14 protein-coding genes are annotated in these 19,619 nt (G+C 60.7%); 2 read left to right on the top strand and 12 right to left on the bottom strand.

Features of this window, described 5'->3' with window-relative positions; translation table 11 throughout:
* Positions 1-171: 171 nt before the first annotated feature.
* The gene (locus BDB13_RS11855) at positions 172-930 is read left to right on the top strand and encodes an acyl-[acyl-carrier-protein] thioesterase (protein ID WP_094271816.1); all 759 of its coding nucleotides are present in this window, start codon (positions 172-174) and stop codon (positions 928-930) included.
* Here BDB13_RS11855 and BDB13_RS11850 read toward each other — a convergent pair.
* The gene (locus tag BDB13_RS11850) at positions 927-1,142 is read right to left on the bottom strand and encodes a hypothetical protein (RefSeq protein WP_094271815.1); all 216 of its coding nucleotides are present in this window, start codon (positions 1,140-1,142) and stop codon (positions 927-929) included. The genes BDB13_RS11855 and BDB13_RS11850 overlap by 4 nt on opposite strands.
* A gap of 71 nt (positions 1,143-1,213) precedes the next feature.
* Between BDB13_RS11850 and BDB13_RS11845 the strand changes: the two genes are divergently transcribed.
* The gene (locus tag BDB13_RS11845) at positions 1,214-1,711 is read left to right on the top strand and encodes a SixA phosphatase family protein (RefSeq protein ID WP_094271814.1); all 498 of its coding nucleotides are present in this window, start codon (positions 1,214-1,216) and stop codon (positions 1,709-1,711) included.
* A 157-nt stretch (positions 1,712-1,868) separates the two neighbouring features.
* Here the strand turns inward: BDB13_RS11845 and BDB13_RS11840 are convergent, their stop codons facing one another.
* From BDB13_RS11840 to BDB13_RS11790, 11 genes are all read right to left on the bottom strand, one after another.
* The gene (locus BDB13_RS11840) at positions 1,869-5,825 is read right to left on the bottom strand and encodes a DNA-directed RNA polymerase subunit beta' (RefSeq protein WP_094271813.1); all 3,957 of its coding nucleotides are present in this window, start codon (positions 5,823-5,825) and stop codon (positions 1,869-1,871) included.
* A 117-nt stretch (positions 5,826-5,942) separates the two neighbouring features.
* Positions 5,943-9,449 carry a DNA-directed RNA polymerase subunit beta gene (gene rpoB, locus BDB13_RS11835; protein ID WP_094271812.1) on the bottom strand — a complete coding sequence of 1,169 codons (3,507 nt, stop codon included), beginning with the start codon at positions 9,447-9,449 and terminating at the stop codon, positions 5,943-5,945.
* A 439-nt stretch (positions 9,450-9,888) separates the two neighbouring features.
* A complete protein-coding gene (locus tag BDB13_RS11830; RefSeq protein ID WP_094271811.1) occupies positions 9,889-10,728 on the bottom strand; it encodes a hypothetical protein in 840 nt (279 codons plus the stop codon).
* Between the two features lie 72 nt (positions 10,729-10,800).
* A complete protein-coding gene (locus tag BDB13_RS11825; protein ID WP_094271810.1) occupies positions 10,801-11,463 on the bottom strand; it encodes a hypothetical protein in 663 nt (220 codons plus the stop codon).
* 105 nt (positions 11,464-11,568) lie between these two features.
* Complete coding sequence (locus tag BDB13_RS11820) at positions 11,569-12,816, bottom strand: MCE family protein (RefSeq protein ID WP_094271809.1); 1,248 nt, start codon at positions 12,814-12,816, stop codon at positions 11,569-11,571.
* Positions 12,813-14,087: an MCE family protein gene (locus tag BDB13_RS11815; protein ID WP_094271808.1), complete on the bottom strand. Its 1,275-nt coding sequence runs from the start codon at positions 14,085-14,087 to the stop codon at positions 12,813-12,815. Before BDB13_RS11815 ends, BDB13_RS11820 begins: the two co-directional genes overlap by 4 nt.
* A complete protein-coding gene (locus BDB13_RS11810; RefSeq protein WP_094271807.1) occupies positions 14,084-15,331 on the bottom strand; it encodes an MCE family protein in 1,248 nt (415 codons plus the stop codon). Before BDB13_RS11810 ends, BDB13_RS11815 begins: the two co-directional genes overlap by 4 nt.
* Positions 15,331-16,326 (bottom strand): MCE family protein, encoded by a 996-nt coding sequence (locus BDB13_RS11805; protein WP_094271806.1) that lies wholly within the window; start codon positions 16,324-16,326, stop codon positions 15,331-15,333. Before BDB13_RS11805 ends, BDB13_RS11810 begins: the two co-directional genes overlap by 1 nt.
* On the bottom strand, positions 16,323-17,402 hold the full coding sequence (locus tag BDB13_RS11800) for an MCE family protein (protein ID WP_094271805.1): 1,080 nt from the start codon (positions 17,400-17,402) through the stop codon (positions 16,323-16,325). Before BDB13_RS11800 ends, BDB13_RS11805 begins: the two co-directional genes overlap by 4 nt.
* Positions 17,399-18,760, bottom strand: a complete 1,362-nt coding sequence (locus BDB13_RS11795; protein ID WP_094271804.1) for an MCE family protein — start codon at positions 18,758-18,760, stop codon at positions 17,399-17,401. Before BDB13_RS11795 ends, BDB13_RS11800 begins: the two co-directional genes overlap by 4 nt.
* A complete protein-coding gene (locus BDB13_RS11790; protein WP_094271803.1) occupies positions 18,757-19,617 on the bottom strand; it encodes an MlaE family ABC transporter permease in 861 nt (286 codons plus the stop codon). The genes BDB13_RS11795 and BDB13_RS11790 overlap by 4 nt, the downstream gene beginning before the upstream one ends.
* Positions 19,618-19,619: the final 2 nt, after the last annotated feature.

Here is a 19,619-nt window from a genome sequence, read left to right as displayed (position 1 = left end):
AGTCACCTGCGGACTGAACTCATTATCTCAAAGAAGAGGTAAATAGAGGTCATAGAGCAACACATCGGCATCCGGCCATCACCGCCGGTTCGGACTTGCAGTCCAGCAAGGTAACCGCTGCACAGACGACCTGACACAATCAGCCAACACCCAGCCGACAGGAATCGTCTCGTGAATCCCGATCTCGCACTCGCCCCGCAGCCGACCCGGGGTCCGACTTTCGTCAAATCGCGTCCCGTTCGCACCGGCGATATCGACGCAGCCAAACAGGTTCGACTCGATGCCGTTGCCCGCTATCTTCAAGACATCGGCAACGACAACATCGAAGCTGCTGGCGCCATCGAAACCCACCCACTGTGGATTGTGCGTCGTACCGTCATCGATGTCATTCGCCCGGCGATCTGGCCAGAACAGTTGACCCTGACCCGTTGGTGCTCCGGATTCTCGACACGATGGGCAAACATGCGCGTGCGCTTCGACGGAAGCAACGGTGCCCTCATGGAAACCGAGGGATTCTGGATCCACATCAGCCCCGAGTCCGGCATACCCACCCGCATGAGTGACGAGTTCATGAAACCTCTCGAAGAGTCGACCGACGAACACCGCCTGAAATGGAAGCGCGTCATCGCAGACAACGCCCCGCAGGCCGATGAACCGGACGTCCTCGACACTCCCTTCGCCCTGCGCGTGACCGATATCGATCCCTTCGACCACGTCAACAACGCTGTTTACTGGCAAGCCGTCGAGGAGATCATCAGCGCGCGTACGGAATTGCGATCAGTACCGCACCGGGCGCTGATCGAATACCTCTCGCCCATCGTCGCCGGCGACGAGGTCATCCTCCGAAACCGCATCGACAACGCCGGTCTCACTGTGTGGTTCCTGGTCGGCGACGCCCTACGTGCAGTTGCGCGAGTCAGCGCACTCTAACGGAGCTTCCGGGTCACGACCGCCCCGACGCCGAAGATCACCGCAAGAAGGATTGCGGCCCAGAAACCGAACAGCCACCACACAACTCCGAACACCACCACGGCAGGCGCGACGGTAATGAGCGCGATGGTCGGACTCTCGCGTACCACTTCAAGCGCAGTCCGGGCCTTGCTTCTATCAAAATTGCTTCGGTCAAGTTTCTTGCCCGCCATCGAAACCTCCTTCAAGGTCTGTTCTTCCAGAGTAACCGGACTTCTCACGCAACAGCGGATACCGTGAACCCATGGCCGACCACCGCACCCTCGTACTCATGCGACACGGAAAGTCCAGTTACCCCGAAGGCATTCGCGATCACGAACGCCCACTCGCCGATCGCGGGCTCAGAGAAGCGCGAATCGGCGGAGAATGGCTCCGGGAAAACGTCCCACCGATCGACGCCGTGTTGTGCTCTACCTCGCGCCGAACCGTGGAAACTTTGGCGGCCACAGCAATCGAGGCGCCGACGGGGTTCGAGAAATCCATCTACGGCGGCTCCCCCGCGGACGTGATCAACGCCGTCCGAACCACGTCCGAAAGCGTCAGGACCCTCCTCGTTGTCGGCCACGAACCCGGGATCCCTTGGACTGCACTCGATCTGGCATCCAATGAAAATTCCGAAGCGGCCGGGCGCATCAAGGACAAATTCCCGACATCAGCGATCGCTGTATTGTCCGTGCCCGTGCCGTGGGTAGAACTCGACGACGCCGTCGCAACGCTGCTCGAATTTCACGTTCCGCGCTGACCGTCTGCGTCGGAGCCGGAAAGTCGGCTATCCTCTCGTCACCTATGCGAAGGAAAGCTCGATGGACATGCGGTTCGTCCAACTGACCCCGGCTACTCCTGAAAAGCACGAAACCCCCTACCTCTTTCGAGGTAGGGGGTTTCTCACGAACTAACCGCTAGCGGTAGTCGTTGCTGAAGCCGTAGTCGTCCAGCGGAACTGCAGCGCCGGTGTTCTGGCCGAAGCCGTCCGGGCTGTAGTACTGGTCGTCGTACGCGGGCACTGCGTAGGCAGCGGCGCGAGCTTCTTCGGTGGGCTGAACCTGGATGTTGCGGTAACGGTTGATACCGGTACCGGCAGGGATCAGCTTTCCGATGATGACATTTTCCTTCAGACCGATCAGCTTGTCCGAGCGGCAGTTGATTGCCGCATCGGTCAAGACGCGAGTGGTCTCCTGGAACGATGCCGCGGACAGCCACGAATCCGTCGCGAGCGACGCCTTCGTGATACCCATGAGCACCGGACGGCCTGCTGCGGGCTCGCGGCCCTCAGCGACAACGCGGCGGTTGGCCGATTCGAACTCGGCGCGCTCAGTGAGCGAGCCGGGCAGGAACTCGGTGGCACCGGAATCGATGATCGTCACGCGACGAAGCATCTGGCGCACGATGACCTCGATGTGCTTGTCGTGGATCGACACACCCTGGCTCCGGTACACCTCCTGGACCTCGTTGACCAAGTGGATCTGAACCTGACGCGGACCCATGACTCGCAGGACCTCGTGGGGATCGGCAGCACCTTCCATGAGCTGCTGTCCAACCTCGACGTGGTCACCGTCTGTCAGAAGGCGGTCTTCGCCGTCGGCGTGCTTGAAGACACGCAGACGCTGACGCTTGCTGAGCTTGTCGTAGACAACCTCTTCGCCGCCGTCGTCCGGCACGATCGTGATCTTGTAGAAACGATCGCCGTCTTCGAGCTGTACCCGACCGGTGACGTCCGCGATCGGAGCCTTGCCCTTCGGCACACGTGCCTCGAACAGCTCCTGGACACGCGGCAGACCACCGGTGATGTCGGCTCCTGCCACACCACCCTGGTGGAAAGTACGCATGGTCAGCTGGGTACCGGGCTCACCGATCGACTGTGCGGCAACAATACCGACAGCCTCACCGATGTCGACCAGCTTGCCGGTGGCCATGGAACGGCCGTAGCAAGTGGCGCAAACGCCGGTGCCGGTGGTGCAGGTAAGGACCGAACGGACCTTGACCTGCGTGATGCCGGCCTCGAGCAGAGCGTCGATCGCGGGGTCACCGAGATCGTGTCCACGCTCGACGATGACGTTGCCGTTCTCGTCGATCGCGTCGGCAGCCAACGTACGTGCATACGTGCTGGTCTCGACGTGAGCATCGCGGATCATCGAGCCATTGGCCTGCTTCTCCGAGATGGTCGTGACGATGCCGCGCTCGGTGCCACAGTCGGTCTCGCGAACGATGACGTCCTGCGACACGTCCACCAGACGACGGGTCAGGTAACCCGAGTCGGCGGTACGCAGAGCGGTATCGGCCAGACCCTTACGAGCACCGTGAGTGTTAATGAAGTACTCGAGAACGGTCAGGCCTTCCTTGAAGGAAGACTTGATCGGACGCGGGATGAACTCACCCTTCGGGTTTGTCACCAGGCCCTTCATACCGGCGAGCGAACGAACCTGAGTCATGTTGCCGGCTGCGCCGGACTTCACGATCATCGGGATCGGGTTGTCGTCGGGGAAGTGAGCCTCCATGGCCTTGCCGACCTTTTCGGTCGCTTCCTGCCAAATGGTGACCAGAGCGCTGTTGCGCTCCTTCTTGTCCAAAGCACCACGCTGGTACTGCTTCTCGATCTTGTCGGCCTGAGCCTCGAAGTCCTCGATGATGGCAGGCTTCTCCGGCGGAACGAGAACGTCCGAGATGGAGATGGTGACACCGGAACGCGTGGCCCAGTAGAAGCCGACGTCCTTGAGCTTGTCGACGGTCTGAGCAACGACGATCATCGGGTAACGCTCGGCGAGATCGTTGATGATCGTTGCCTGACGCTTCTTCGGCATCTGCTCGTTGACGAACGGGTAGTCCGCCGGAAGCAGCTCGTTGAAGAGCACGCGACCCAAAGTGGTGACTGCAGTCCAGCTTTCGCCGTACTTCCAGCCCTCGGGGAAAACTTCGTTCTCCTGCTCACGCGACGGACGCTGGGTGGTCAGACGCACCTTGATGAGCGACTGAACCGTCAGCGCGCCACGATCGACGGCCATCTGTGCCTCGGCGGGGCTGGAGTACACGCCCTGCTCGGCACTGTCGTGACTCGGCGCAACGAGCTCGCCCACAACACCCTCGTCGAGACGAGTGAGGTGGAACAGACCCGTGACCATGTCCAGACGCGGCATGGCGAGCGGACGACCCGAAGCGGGCGACAGGATGTTGTTCGAGGACAGCATCAAGATGCGAGCCTCGGCCTGCGCCTCCGCGGACAGCGGAAGGTGCACAGCCATCTGGTCACCGTCGAAGTCGGCGTTGAAGGCCTCACACACCAGCGGGTGGAGCTGAATGGCCTTGCCCTCGACCAGCTGCGGCTCGAATGCCTGGATACCCAGACGGTGCAGCGTAGGTGCACGGTTGAGCAGCACGGGATGCTCGGCGATGACCTCTTCGAGGACATCCCACACCTGGACGCGCTTGCGCTCGACCATGCGCTTGGCCGACTTGATGTTCTGCGCGTGGTTCAGATCAACCAGACGCTTCATCACGAACGGCTTGAAGAGCTCCAGAGCCATCAGCTTGGGCAGACCACACTGGTGCAGCTTCAGCTGAGGACCGACGACGATAACCGAACGACCCGAGTAGTCGACACGCTTACCGAGGAGGTTCTGACGGAAACGACCCTGCTTGCCCTTGAGCAGATCGCTCAGGGACTTCAGCGGGCGGTTACCCGGTCCGGTGACCGGACGTCCACGACGACCGTTGTCGAACAGTGCGTCGACCGACTCCTGCAGCATCCGCTTCTCGTTGTTGACGATGATCTCGGGAGCACCGAGATCGATCAGTCGCTTGAGGCGGTTGTTGCGGTTGATGACGCGGCGGTACAGATCGTTGAGGTCGGACGTCGCGAAACGTCCACCGTCGAGCTGAACCATCGGGCGAAGCTCCGGCGGGATCACCGGAACAGCGTTGAGGACCATGCCCATCGGCGAGTTGCCGTTGGTCTGGAAAGCCGCAACCACCTTGAGGCGCTTGAGAGCACGCAGCTTCTTCTGGCCCTTGCCGCTGCGGATCGTCTCGCGAAGAGACTCTGCTTCGGCGTCGAGGTCGAAGTTCTGCATCAGGATCTGGATGGACTCTGCGCCCATCGCACCCGTGAAGTACTCGCCGTAACGGTCGACAAGCTCGCGGTACAGGAGCTCGTCGATGATGAGCTGCTTGACGCTCAGCTTGGTGAAGGTGGTCCAGATCTCGTCGAGACGATCCAGCTCACGCTGTGCGCGGTCACGGAGCTGACGCATTTCGCGCTCGCCGCCGTCCTTGACCTTGCGGCGGACATCGGACTTGGCGCCCTCTGCCTCGAGCTCGGCGATATCTGCTTCGAGCTTCTGTGCGCGTGCCTCGAGATCGGCGTCGCGCTGATCTGCGACAGCCTTCTTCTCGACCTGCATCTCGGCTTCGAGGGTGGACAGCTCGTTGTGACGGAGCTCCTCGTCGACACCGACGATAACGTAGGCAGCGAAGTAGATGATCTTTTCGAGATCCTTCGGAGCCAGGTCGAGCAGGTAACCGAGGCGGCTCGGCACACCCTTGAAGTACCAGATGTGCGTGACCGGTGCGGCCAGTTCGATGTGACCCATGCGCTCACGACGAACCTTGGCGCGAGTTACCTCGACGCCACAACGCTCACAGATGATGCCCTTGAAGCGGACACGCTTGTACTTACCGCAGTAGCACTCCCAGTCCCTGGTGGGGCCGAAGATCTTCTCGCAGAAGAGTCCGTCCTTCTCAGGCTTGAGCGTTCGGTAGTTGATGGTCTCCGGCTTCTTGACCTCGCCGTAGGACCAATTGCGGATGTCCTCTGCGCTGGCCAAGCCAATGCGGAGTTCATCGAAGAAGTTGACGTCGAGCACGTAACTTCCTTTCCCCGTTGGGGTTACGGTTGCCGGTTACCCGGCAACCTGACTGCCAATTCAAATGTGAACTACGCCCCCGGGCTGCTCTTGAAAGAGCAACCCGGGGACCGAAACCTAGTTCGCGAGGTCGTCGACCGTCGCTGCTTCGTTCCTGGACAGGTTGATGCCCAAGTTCGCTGCAGCTCGCTCCAAGTCCTCGTCGTCGCCGTCCGCCATCGTGATGGCAGCACCGTCCGAGGACAACACCTCCACGTTGAGGCAGAGCGACTGGAGCTCCTTGAGGAGCACCTTGAACGACTCGGGGATGCCGGGTTCCGGGATGTTCTCGCCCTTGACGATGGCTTCGTACACCTTGACTCGACCGACCACGTCGTCCGACTTGATGGTCAGCAGTTCCTGCAGCGTGTAAGCCGCGCCGTAGGCCTGCATCGCCCAGCACTCCATCTCACCGAAGCGCTGGCCACCGAACTGGGCCTTACCACCGAGAGGCTGCTGCGTGATCATCGAGTACGGACCGGTCGAACGAGCGTGGATCTTGTCGTCGACCAAGTGGTGCAGCTTGATGATGTACATGTAACCGACCGAGACCGGGTACGGGAACGGCTCGCCGGAGCGGCCGTCGAACAAGGTGGCCTTTCCGTCGGGTCCGACCATCTGCTCGCCGTCACGGTTCGGGATTGTGGAGGCAAGAAGACCAGTGAGCTCGTCTTCCTTCGCGCCGTCGAACACCGGGGTGGCGATGTTCGAGTCGGCGGGAGCGGACAGCATCTCTTCCGGCAGGGTCGCAGCCCAGTCCGGACGGGTGCCGTCAGCCGCGATCTGAATATTCCAGCCGGTCTTGCCGATCCACCCGAGGTGGGTCTCCAGGACCTGACCGATATTCATACGACGCGGGACGCCGTGCGTGTTCAGGATGATGTCGACAGGCGTGCCGTCCGAGAGGAACGGCATGTCTTCCTGCGGCAGGATCTTGCCGATGACGCCCTTGTTACCGTGGCGGCCGGCGAGCTTGTCGCCGTCCTGGATCTTGCGCTTCTGTGCCACGTACACGCGGACGAGCTCGTTGACACCGGGAGGCAGATCGTCGTCGTCATCACGCGAGAAGACGCGGATGCCGATGACCTTGCCGGTCTCACCGTGAGGAACCTTGAGGGACGTGTCACGAACCTCGCGAGCCTTCTCACCGAAGATGGCGCGAAGGAGGCGCTCTTCGGGGGTCAGCTCGGTCTCGCCCTTCGGCGTGACCTTTCCGACCAGCACGTCGCCGTCACGAACCTCGGCACCGATACGGATGATGCCGCGCTCGTCGAGGTCAGCGAGGACCTCGTCGGAGACGTTCGGGATGTCGCGAGTGATTTCCTCGGCACCGAGCTTGGTGTCGCGGGCATCGATCTCGTGCTCCTCGATGTGAATCGAGGTCAGGACGTCCTCTTCCACGAGGCGCTGCGACAGAATGATCGCGTCCTCGTAGTTGTGGCCTTCCCACGGCATGATTGCGACGAGCAAGTTCTTGCCCAGCGCCATCTCGCCGTTCTCCGTGCAAGGACCGTCGGCCAGAACCTGGCCGGCTTCGACGCGCTGTCCCTCGTCCACGATCGGACGCTGGTTGGCGCAGGTGCCCTGGTTGGAGCGAGCGAACTTACGCATCCGGTACGTCTTGCGACTTCCGTCGTCAGCCATAACCGTGACGAAGTCAGCGGAGATTTCCTCCACCACGCCCGTCTTCTCGGTGATGATGACGTCGCCGGCATCCACAGCTGCACGCAGCTCCATACCGGTACCTACGAGAGGAGCCTCGCTGCGAACCAGCGGGACAGCCTGACGCTGCATGTTCGCGCCCATCAGGGCACGGTTTGCATCGTCGTGCTCGAGGAACGGAATCATCGCGGTAGCGACGGACACCATCTGGCGCGGCGAAACGTCCATGTAGTCGATGTCGGTGGACGAGACGAACTCGACCTCGCCACCCTTACGACGGACAAGGATCTTCGCGTCGGTGAAGCGGCCTTCACGGTCGATGGCCGAGTTGGCCTGAGCGACGACGTGACGGTCCTCTTCGTCGGCAGTCAGGTAATCGACGACGTCGGTGACCTGTCCGTCGACAACCTGGCGGTACGGCGTCTCGATGAACCCGAACGGGTTGACTCGTGCGTACACCGACAGAGAACCGATCAGGCCGATGTTCGGGCCTTCCGGAGTCTCGATCGGGCACATGCGGCCGTAGTGCGACGGGTGAACGTCGCGAACCTCGAGGCCGGCGCGCTCACGGGACAGACCACCCGGGCCGAGGGCGGACAGACGACGCTTGTGCGTCAGCCCCGACAGCGGGTTGTTCTGGTCCATGAACTGCGACAGCTGGGACGTTCCGAAGAACTCCTTGATCGCAGCGACGACCGGGCGGATGTTGATCAGTGTCTGAGGCGTGATTGCCTCGACGTCCTGCGTGGTCATGCGCTCACGAACCACGCGCTCCATGCGGGACAGGCCCACGCGGATCTGGTTCTGGATGAGCTCGCCGACGGTACGCAGACGACGGTTGCCGAAGTGGTCGATGTCGTCGACCTCGACGGGAACCTCGACGCCGTCCGGAGCCGTCATCGACAGGTCGCCAGCGTGCAAACGCACGAGGTACTCGACTGTCGCGACGATGTCTTCTTCGGTGAGCGTCGATGCAACGATCGGCTGACCAGCGTTCAGGCCCAGCTTCTTGTTGATCTTGTAACGACCCACGCGAGCGAGGTCGTAACGCTTGTCCTTGAAGAACAAGTTCTCCAGCAGAGTCTGCGCGCTCTCCTTGGTGGGGGGCTCGCCCGGACGCAGCTTGCGGTAGATATCGAGCAACGCCTCATCGGTGCCGGCGGTGTTGTCCTTCTCCAGCGTGGCCATGAGGATCTCGGAGAAGCCGAAGCGCTCCGTGATCTGCTCCGTGGTCCAGCCGAGTGCCTTGAGCAGGACGGTAACGGGCTGGCGACGCTTACGGTCGATACGGACACCAACGGTGTCACGCTTGTCGACGTCGAATTCGAGCCATGCGCCACGACCCGGGATCACCTTGACGCTGTGCAGATCCTTCTCGGTGCTCTTGTCGACGCTCACGTCGAAGTACACACCGGGAGAACGCACGAGCTGCGAGACGACCACGCGCTCCGTGCCGTTGATGATGAAGGTGCCCTTAGGGGTCATCATCGGGAAATCACCCATGAAGACCGTCTGGCTCTTGATCTCACCAGTGTTGTTGTTGATGAACTCCGCGGTGACGAACAAAGGCGCCGCGTAGGTCATGTCCTTGTCTTTGCACTCGTCCGTCGAGGCCTTGACCTCGTCGAATCGAGGATCAGAGAAGGAGAGTGACATAGAGCCGGAGAAATCCTCGATCGGAGAAAGCTCCGCGAGGATGTCTTCGAGACCGCCGGACACTGCATTGTCGCCGAGAGCTGCTGCTCGTTCGCGCCAACTCTGCGCGCCGATCAACCACTCGAACGAATCGGTTTGAACATCAAGAAGCCCGGGAACATCGAGGGGTTCGCGAACTTTCGCGAACGAAACCCTCTTCGGGGCTCCGGGGATTCCGGAAACTGCCTTGGTCTGGCTAGAGACTGCCAAGATGCGTCCTTCCAGCACCTCACGCGGGCCGCTCCGTACTGTTGCGACCGCCGCTGTATCTGCTTCGAATTTCGCTGGTTACAACCCGAACGAAACCCGTCGCAGAAAGCAAGAAGTTCTTGACTTCGCAGCGGTTGAGACGAGGGGTGGACAGGAGGCAGCCAGCGCAACGTCCAAAAGTACACCCTTACTCAGGAAATGTCGAGTCGGGTGTACGGAGGGGTCAGATTCAGGTACTGGCGTAGGCCGTCGATCCAGGGTCTGCGCGTGTTCACCGATCAGACTGGACCTTGCGGCCCGTTGCGTCAAGAGCGCCAGGGCGTGTCGCGGTATTCGAACATCAGATTAACGAGGATTCGAACACATCCGGGACATTGTACCGAGACCTTAGCCTGGAAATGAAAAATCTGGACCGGAATTTCCACTCCGGTCCAGATTCTCGAACATCGCCAGGACTCTAGCGATCCTTGATCTCCGAGATCAGCCAGTTCCCGTCCTGCTTCTCCAAGCTGACGACAACCATCCCCGACCGCGAACCGGCTGCCACTCCACTCTGGGTCGAACTCACGTTCAACTGAGCGAGCAACTGCGCCCGGTCCTCTTCGAGCCGCGTAATGCCGATCTCCGTGACGTCCGCTGTAGTCGCCGTCTGCGTCTGTTCGACGCCGGCCTTCTGTGTGTCCTTGTACTGAGTCAACTGGTCGCGCATGGCTTGATTGAGCCCCTGTACGCCCTTGTCGAAATCAGCGTCGAAGGTATCGGGAGCAAATGTGAACACGGCTTCCAACGCCGGAGGCGTAATCCGCAGCACTTCCGCCGTTGCGCCCTCGTCCACCCAAGCAACGTCGTCCATCTGTACGCCCACTTTGAAGAACGCGAGGCCGGCGAACACCGCGACCACCACTGCGGCCGCCCCGACCCCCGCGACGAGACCCCACTGGCTTCGACTCGAATGCTCGGCCACGGAAGATTCAGTGGTTTCCGCCACGGCCTCCCCCGCCTGGGGCTCGGACGGAGCATCAGCCGAGACCTCGTCCTGGGTCGATTCAGCCGGCTGAGGCGCCTGGCTCTTCTTAAGGCTTGTTTTCGGAACCTCGACGGTCGGTGTTGCCTCGACGGTCGGTGTTACTTCAGCCGGCGTCTCGACTGAAGGTGATGTCTTCTCGATTGCCTCAGCCTCGACGGGTTCGGTACCCGACGTCCCTGTCGGGACGTTCAGCGAGCGGGCTGATCCGGCGATCTTCGGCCGTCGGTTCGGATTGACCGGCGGCATCCCGGCTTTGCGCTTGGGCGGCATTACGCGCTTCTCCTTCGAAGGACTGAACAGATCCGCGAATTCGGTCCTGACGCTGCAGACCGGGTCGGGTGACTACTGACCACCGGTATCGCCGCCTTCGCTCGGCGCCGGCGCTGGGGTCACGGCATCAGGAGATGTCGGCACACCGGGGACTGTCGGTGCACCAGAAGCCGGCGCGGAACCCGCGGAACCATCAGTGCCCGGCAGCGTTCCCGAATCCAGATCCACCCGGTTGCCGATCGGTTCAGCCGACTGGGCCTTCCAGACACCGTCCACCTCGACCATGCCCAGCCGCATGCCGAGCTGATTCTTCACATACTGGTTGCCCTGGGTGGTGGTCACCTTCACGACGACAAGCGCCGTTGCAGTCCGATCGTCCGTATTGAGTTCGGAGAGTGCGGCCTGCACGACCTCCGTGTCCGCTTTGGATCCGGAGTTCCGCAATTCATCCGTGATGGAGTCCTGAACGGTCTGCAGATACGTTGTCATCTCGTCTCCGGTTACCGATGACCGCATGTTCGCGATCGAGGCATCGAGATTGGCGGCGTCGGCATTGTTGAGATTGATCGCAACTTGCTGAGCCCCTACCAATGCCTCGTCGCGAATCTCGGCAACGTTGCGTGCCTTGAAATACCCGACACCGAACACACCGAGCGCAACAAGTGCCACCAGGAGGAGAACACCGACCGCAACAAGCGGAGCTGTCGACCCCTTCGAACTGTTTTTCTGAATCACGTCACAACCCTACTTAACTGTATTGCCCAGACTGTGGCCACGAACTCTCAACTGCCACAACTGAAGTTGCCTGAGCTGCACAGACTCCGATACCTCGCACGCGGATTACTTGGGCGTAACTCCGACCAACGGCGCCAACTGAGTCGCGATCGGATTGAGGTTCAGTTTGTCCGGGTCTACCTTCGGCTTGAAATCCCACGGCTGGATCGTGTCTGGATCGGCGTAGATTACCCGGTTGGCGCTTCGGACGCCGGTCTCGCTACCCAATGGAACCTCACACGACGCGGCCGTGTTCAACGGGAAGTCCTGCTGTGTGTCGTCGAAGTTCGGGTCCTTGCGCTTCATGTCGTTGATGATTGCCATCGTGCCTTCGTATCCGACTGTGCACGAGAGCGGATTGTTGGTCTCGAGCACCAACCCCTGATGCACGGTTCCGTCACCCGGAGCCACTGTCGGGGCCGCCGCTGCCAAGCCCGGCAGGAAGATCAAGAACGGTTGCAATGCAATCGCGCGTGGGGCCAAGGTTTTGGTGGTCGCCGCAAGATTGGTGAGGTCGGTGGTCAGCGACGGACCGCCCTCGTTGATGAGCGCCCCGATCTGATCGCTCGCGGGGATGCCGTTGTCGATCAAACGCCTGATGTCGGGGTCGCTCGTACGCAGTTGTGCGGCAACAATATCAAGATCAGCACTGAACTGCTTGATCGCCGACGACTGATCCGACTGCGTCGTGAGCACAGTCTCACTGTCTCGGATCAGTCCGAGAGTCTGTGGCAGCGTGTCCAATCCGGACTGAGAGAGACCGGACAGCGAATCTGCGAGGACCTGGATGTCTTCACCCTTACCGTTGAACGCTGCGCCCAACTCGACCGCGACGGTGTGGAGTGCGTCGACCGGAACGGAATGCACCAAACCGTTGGCGCTGCCCAGCACCTCTTCCACCGGAATCGGCGTCGTGGTGTCACCCACCGCGATCACGGATCCGTCCTCGAGGAACGGACCCTGATCGGTGTCAGGAATCAAATCCACGAACTGCTCGCCGATAGCCGAGCGGTTGGCCACCACTGCCTTCGTGGACGCCGGAATCTGTGGGGCACTGCTGTCGATCATCAGATCGACCTCGATACCGTTGGACGTCAACGACATATCGCCGACGCGTCCCACCGGCACACCTCGGTACGTGACCTCGGCGTTGGTGAAGATTCCGCCGGACGTCGCCAATTCCGTCTTGACCGTGTACTGACCGAAACCCATCAGATTGTCGAGACGTACGTACTTCGCGCCCACATAGACGAGACCGAAAAGCGCAACCAGCACGAAGCCGACGAGCTGCCATCTGACCAGAGCTGATCTCATTGTCCACCACCGATTCCGAACTGATCCAGCATTCCCTGGATGGGGTTGAGCGGGCCGTTCGCGGCAGGAGCAACCGCGTCACCTGTCGGCGCCACCGGCAATGCGGCGACCACCGGCAACTGCGGCAGGATCGGCGCGATCGGGAGGAGTGAGACCGTCGGCCAACCTGGCCGTGGACCATTCCCGTTGTAGTAGGGGTTGGACGGATCGACCACCGGTTTGGGGTCACCGAACTTCGGTTGGCGATACTCGGGATCTCCCTGTCCGACACCGAGTCCGGAAAGTGTGTTGCCGATCTGCAAGTCGACCACCAGGAAGAGGTTCACGGATCCACCCTGAGTGATCTTCTCGACGCCGTCGGGGAACGGGAAGGTCGGGAGGAACGGAAGTGCGCCCACAAAATCGTCACCCGAATCTGCTAACGCCTGCAGCGTCGGCCGCAATGCCTGCAGGTCCGCGATCAGGTCGTTCTTCGACGCAGTGAGGACATCAGTGCCTACAGTTCCGAGACGATCGACCTGCGTGAGCATCTGCGTCAACTGCGGACGCTGCTCGTTGAGAACCTGTGTCGCAACAGGCAATTCCTCGAGAATCTTGCTGATCTTCTCATTCTGATCGTTGACACGAGTGGACAGAATATCGAGCCCGTCCAGGGCCCGGGTAATGTCGTCGCGCTGCTCGTTCAATCCACCGATCAGCGTGTTTGCCTGTTCCAGAAGACTTCTCGTCTTTCCTTCACGCCCGTCGAAGGCAGCGCCGAGTTCCTGCACGATGGGCTGCAATTGACCGACGCCGCCGCCGTTTAGCAGCAATGACAATGCGCCGAGCACCTGTTCGATCTCGGTGGCATGACGCGTCCGATCCAGCGTGATCAGGTCACCATTAGCCAATTTCGCCGTTGTGTCCGCTCCACTGGGCGGAGCCGAAAGCTGAATGAACTTCTCGCCGAGCAGATTGGTCTGTTCCACTGCCGCAACGGCATTGGCCGGCAGGTCAACCGAAGAATCCAAGATGATTTTCACGTCGGCAGTCCAACCGTCCGGACCGACCGTCACCTTCTCGACCCGGCCGACCGGAACACCGTCAACCTTGACAGCAGACTGCGGAACAAGATCCAGGACGTCGTCGAACTGGATGGTCACGTTCATGGGATCCGATCCGACGTCGGGTCCACCCGGAAGCGGAACGGCGTAGATGCCTTCCGACGAGCAGGCCGTGGCGCCGAGCAACACCGCGCAGAGGCCCGCACCCACAATCAATGTGCGCTTCACTCGCCCTCCCCGCTGGTCAGTCGCGGTGACACAACACCGGGTACTGTGCCCGGAACTACCTGGGTCTGCCGCTCCGGACCGGCCAGAATCCCGAAGGGAAGATTCAGGTTCTTCGCCTTCTCTGCCGCATCCGACATCGCTGCAACGCCGGCGCACTGATCGATTGCCGGTTGCATCTGCCGTCCCAACTGCTCGAATCGCGGATCACCGGGAAGTAACTTGCCGACATCCATCAGCTTGCACAACACAGCGGCCGGATTCTCCAGGTCGGGGAATGCCAAACGTGAAGCCAGAACACCAGCTTCGGCGTCGTACGAGTTCACGAGGTTGGAGATCGCAAGCGGCAACATGGTCAAGGTATTTGCCAGCCCTTCCTTGTTGTTCGCCAACGTCTGAGTCGGTGCGACCAAACCGTCTACGGTGGTCACCAACTGATCTCGGTTGTCTGCCACGAACTTCGCGACGTCACCGAGAGCCAACGACAACTGGTTCAGAGCGGCGCCCAGATCCTCGTGCTCGCCGGCCAGAAAACCGGTGAGGTCGGACAACTGCGTATTGAACTGGCGCACTTGCTGGTCGTTGGTTGCCAACGCTCCGACAAAAGTATTGAGGTTCTTGATCGTGATCGAGATGTTGTCTCGCGAGTCGTTCAAGGTGCGGGCCGCGTCGGACAGCTGGGTGATGCTCTCTCCCAAGGCAAGTCCGTTTCCGTCCAGGTTGGCTGCGCCGGTCTCCACGAACTTCGAGAGCGCACCGTCCTTGTTCGCGCCTTCCGGACCGAGCGCCGACGAGAGGTCGTTGATGCTGGCATACAACTGGTCGACCTCGACCGGCGTCGCAGTTCGCTCGATCGGGATCTCCGAGCCGCTCGCCATCTTGTCGCCGCCGGTGAAGACGGGCGTCAACTGAATGTAGCGGTCGGCAACCACCGACGGCGTGATCTGTGCCGCGTTGGCATCCGCCGGGATATCGATCCCACGATCGACTCGCATTTCGACCTTGACCTGGTCACCCTGCGGTTCGACCGACGTGACGCTGCCGACCTTGACGCCGAGAACTCGAATGTCGGAACCGTCGTAAATTCCGATCGACTTGTCGAAGTATGCCGTAATCGTGGTTGTGCCGGCACGGGTCAACACCCACCACAGGCCCCCGACGATAACCAGCACACCGATTAACGCCGCAGCGACTATTGCAAAAAAACGCTTCCGGGAGCCGGTGCCGGCTTCTGCAGTGTCAGCCATCAGTTGCCTCCCAACGTACGCATCGGTTCGCGGTAACCCGGAATGTCCGGCAGACCCGGCGGGAGAAGGTTGACGACGACCTGATCGAACCAGCGACCGTTACCGACCACGTTGGCGTACAAGCGAATAAAGGGTTCGTAGAGCTTCAGCGCCTTGTCCAAGCTCTCATTGTTGGCTTCCAGAATGTCGATGACACCGTTGAGTTGCGTCAACGCCGGTCCGATTGCCGCCTCGTTGTCACGGACAAGACCGGTGAGCTGCTGCGACACTCGCTGAGTTCCGGTGAGCAGTTGCGAAATCGACTGCTGGCGATTGTTCAACTCCTGCACCAGCAATCCTCCGTCCCTGATCAGCTGAGTGAATTCGACGTTCCGGTCAGCCAGGATCTGCGAAGTCTTTCCGGTTGCCTCGAACAGCTTCTGCAAGTCCTGGTCGCGGCTCGCGATCGTCTGCGACAACCGACTCACACCGTCGAGCGAGGCCCGGACATCATCCGGGGTCTCGGAGAATGCCTCGGACAGCGTTTCCATGCTCTTGGCCAACTGGTCGGTGTCGATCTCACCGACCGTGTCGGACGCTGCCGAGAAAGCCTGCACGACGTCGTACGGAGACGTGGTGCGTGCCAGCGGAATCCGTTCCTTCGGATCCAGGTTCTCGGTGCCACGCGGATCGAGAGCAAGATACTTCTGACCCAAAATCGTCTTGATCTGAATGGACGCCGATGTCTGGTCCCCCACCCACGCGTCCTTCACCTTGAAGTCCACCAGCACACGATCGCCATCGAGGTCGACGGACGTTACCTTGCCGACCTTGACGCCGGCGATACGAACCTCGTTGCCGGGCTTGAGACCGGCGGCTTCTGTGAATTCGGCAGCGTACGACGAACCTGCACCGACGAATGGAAGCGAGTCAAGGAAGAACGCGGACAAAGTTGCCAGTAGCACCACGAAGATGCCGATGGCGCCGGCCATTGCCGGACTGCGACGTTTTTTCATCGGCCCTGCAACTCCTTGATTCCGTCTTGAGTGCATCGGGTGGCCGCGTTGGTGTAGATCGGCTGATTGACGGTAGGCAGCCCGGTCGGCAAGTTCAGCGACGTCGACTGCCCGGGACCGGCAATGATGTCGATTCCGCACAGATAGAACTGGAACCACGAGCCGTAGCTGGCCACGCGCGCCAACTTCTCGAGCTTGACCGGCAACGTCGACAGCACCGAATTCACATCGTCACTACGACGATTCAGAGTTGTCGCCAGCGTGTTGAGCGCGGTGATCGACCCCTGAATCGAGGGACGCGTCGGCTCCAACAGATCGGCGGTCGCGTCGGTCAGACCCGCGAGTGAGGTGACTGCGGAACCGACAACACCCCGCTCGTTGGCCAATCCGGTCACCAGTTGTTGAGTGTTGATGATGAGCGAATCCAGGTTCTTGTCATTCGCATTCACCGTCGCGAGTACATCGTTGAGGTTCTTGATGACTGCCCCGATGACTGCGTCCTTGTCTGCCACTGTATTGGTGAGACTCGCTGTGTTGCGGACTAGTTCACCGATCGTTCCCGACTCACCCTGGAAAACCTGGATGATCTGGTACGAGAGCTTGTTCACGTCCTCAGCACTGAGTGTGGTGAACAGCGGCTTGAAGCCGTTGAACAGCGTCGTGAGATTGACGGCGGGACGAGTCTGATCGAGTGGCAGCGTGTCGCCCGCGTTCAGCTTCTTGCCCTGACTTCCCTCCCCCTGCGCCAGAGAAATGTATCGCTGACCGACAAGGTTGCGGAAGCGGATCGTGGCAATGGAACTGGCCGGCAACCAGTCTCGATCGGAAACCGAGAACTCTACTTCGGCCTGATTGTCGTTGACGATCGCGATCTTCTCGACCTGACCGACACGAACGCCGGCGATACGAACCTCGTCGCCCTCGTTCAACGACGTGACATCGGAAAACACGGCATTGAACTTGGTTCCGCCGCCTCCGCCGAGGTTCGCGATACTCGCTGCAAGCAAGCCCGTAGCCAAGATGGTCACGACGATGAAGATGATGAGTTTTGTCAGCGGAGCTGCAAGACCTCTCATTGGAAGCTCACCTCCGCGCCGGCGAAGGCGGGAGCGCTGACCATGGTTGTCCACGACGGAACATTCTCCGGCGCAACACCATTAGCCTGTCCGTAAATCACCTTCAACGTATCCTCTTCGAGTTTCGAGCCGGCGTACCCGGCCTGCTGCACGGGACCGCTGTTGTTTGTCGAGAACATCTGGGGTCCGGAGCCTGCCGGCGCCGGCAGGAACTCCATGGTTTCCGGTCCACCGTTTCGCGAAGGAACCTGGTAGGAACCGTCACCGTACGAACCACCGGGGTACTGCGGGAAAGGCATGCCGGGTTCGGTCACGTTGTCGTAGCACACCGGTCCACGGTTATCCACGAGCCGAGGTTCGTCCTGGTTGGGCAGGTAGCGCCCCTTCGGATTCACGATCTGAATGTTTGCACGGACACCGGGATTGGGTGCGTCGACCGAAAGGATCTGCGCTGCGTCCGGTGCCGCGTCCGAGAATCCCTTGAAGGTGCACCCAAATGTCGGTGAGTACTGCGCCAACAACTGCAGTGCTTCCGTGGAGTCAGCGGCCAAGGTGATGATCGACGACGCGTTGGTTTCGAGGAAGGCTGCGGTGTTCGAGGACGTTACAGTCAACGATGCCAGCAGGGTGTTTACCTGATTCTTCTTCTCGACCACCGTTGTTCCGGTAGTCCGAAGACTATCGAGAGCATTCACCACATCGGGCGCGGCTTCGGAGTACGTCTGCGAGAAGTCTGCGAACTTGCGCAAGTCTTCTTGGACTGCAGGCAGTTCGGTGTTGACCTCTCGGAAGATCTCTTCGAGTCGATCGACGGTGAATCCGAGTTCGGTGCCACGCCCCGAAAGTCCTTGTGCAAGTGAACCGAGCGTGTTCGCGAGGTCCTGCGGCGGAATTGCCTGCAGCAGGGGAAGCAAACCGTCGAGGACTTCACCCACCTCGACGGCGTTGCCACTCTTGTCCTGATGAAGCACGGTTCCAGCCGAAATCGGTGGTGCCGTAGTCCCTTCCGGGACGATCAACGACACGTAGCGCTCGCCGAACAGCGTCTTCGGAAGTAGACGGGCAGTGACGTTGGACGGGATCAGATCCGCTTTATCCGGGTCGATCGCAAGAACGGAAGTTACCTGGCCGTCTGTGGTTGACGCCGAACGTACCTCGCCCACCAACAACCCACGAACCTTCACATCGGCGTTGGGTGGCAAGGCATTTCCCACGGAATCCGTGACGAGGTCAACTTTCACGACCTCCTTGAACGCCTTGTTGAATGTTCCGATCGTGAAGACGAGAAACAGTGCCAGCACAACGAAGAACACAAGTCCGAGCACACGGCGGCGCAGGACTGACGGAGCCTCGATCATCCGGCCACCCTCACTGTCGTCGTGGTTCCCCAGATTGCGAGGCTGAGGAAGAAGTCCAGTACCGCGATGGTCACGATGGCAGCGCGAACGGCGCGACCGACGGCCACGCCCACACCCGCGGGACCACCCGACGCGTGAAACCCGTAGTAGCAGTGGATCAGAATCAATACGAACGCGAAGACCAGGACCTTGGCAAACGAGTACAACACGTCTTGCGGTGGCAGGAACAAGTTGAAGTAGTGGTCGTACGAGCCCGTCGACTGCCCGTTGAACACGGTGCTGATCACGCGCGAAGCGAGATAGGCAGCCAGCAGGCCCACGATGTACAGCGGAATCACGGCAACAAAGCCGGCGATCATGCGCGTCGTGACCAGGAAAGGAACCGACGGCACTGCCATGACCTCAAGTGCGTCGATCTCCTCCGAGATTCGCATCGCTCCCAGTTGGGCGGTGAAACCACAACCCACTGTGGCCGAAAGCGCGAGAGCAGCAACGATGGGAGCGATCTCACGGGTATTGACGTACGCCGACAGGAAGCCGGTCAGAACCGAACTACCCAGCTGCTCGAGTGCGGCAAATCCCTGCAATCCGACCACGACGCCGGTGAATCCCGACATCATCGCGATTACGCCGATGGTTCCGCCGATGACAGCCAAAGCGCCACTGCCGAAGGTAACTTCGGCCAACAGTCGAAGCGTTTCCTTGCGGTAGCGGTGCAGTGTGCGCGGAGTCCAGGCAATGGCACGCGCATAGAACGACATTTGTTCGCCGGCGCGGTCGAGCACATTGAGTGGCATTCGGGCGAGCTTGCGACTTCTCAGTAGAAACTGGTCGCCGCGGCCTCGTGCGATGGTCATTT

The sequence above is a fragment of the Rhodococcus sp. OK302 genome (assembly GCF_002245895.1).
Taxonomy (GTDB): Bacteria; Actinomycetota; Actinomycetes; order Mycobacteriales; family Mycobacteriaceae; genus Rhodococcus_F.
This window is presented reverse-complemented; position numbering and strand designations above follow the sequence as displayed.

What these genes read in the sequence shown, in the direction of transcription:
- BDB13_RS11850 (WP_094271815.1), bottom strand. Translation starts at nt 1,142, where the DNA reads ATGGCGGGCAAGAAACTTGACCGAAGCAATTTTGATAGAAGCAAGGCC.
- BDB13_RS11845 (WP_094271814.1), top strand. Translation starts at nt 1,214, where the DNA reads ATGGCCGACCACCGCACCCTCGTACTCATGCGACACGGAAAGTCCAGT.
- BDB13_RS11830 (WP_094271811.1), bottom strand. Translation starts at nt 10,728, where the DNA reads ATGCCGCCCAAGCGCAAAGCCGGGATGCCGCCGGTCAATCCGAACCGA.
- BDB13_RS11820 (WP_094271809.1), bottom strand. Translation starts at nt 12,816, where the DNA reads ATGAGATCAGCTCTGGTCAGATGGCAGCTCGTCGGCTTCGTGCTGGTT.
- BDB13_RS11810 (WP_094271807.1), bottom strand. Translation starts at nt 15,331, where the DNA reads ATGGCTGACACTGCAGAAGCCGGCACCGGCTCCCGGAAGCGTTTTTTT.
- BDB13_RS11805 (WP_094271806.1), bottom strand. Translation starts at nt 16,326, where the DNA reads ATGAAAAAACGTCGCAGTCCGGCAATGGCCGGCGCCATCGGCATCTTC.
- BDB13_RS11800 (WP_094271805.1), bottom strand. Translation starts at nt 17,402, where the DNA reads ATGAGAGGTCTTGCAGCTCCGCTGACAAAACTCATCATCTTCATCGTC.
- BDB13_RS11795 (WP_094271804.1), bottom strand. Translation starts at nt 18,760, where the DNA reads ATGATCGAGGCTCCGTCAGTCCTGCGCCGCCGTGTGCTCGGACTTGTG.
- BDB13_RS11790 (WP_094271803.1), bottom strand. Translation starts at nt 19,617, where the DNA reads ATGACCATCGCACGAGGCCGCGGCGACCAGTTTCTACTGAGAAGTCGC.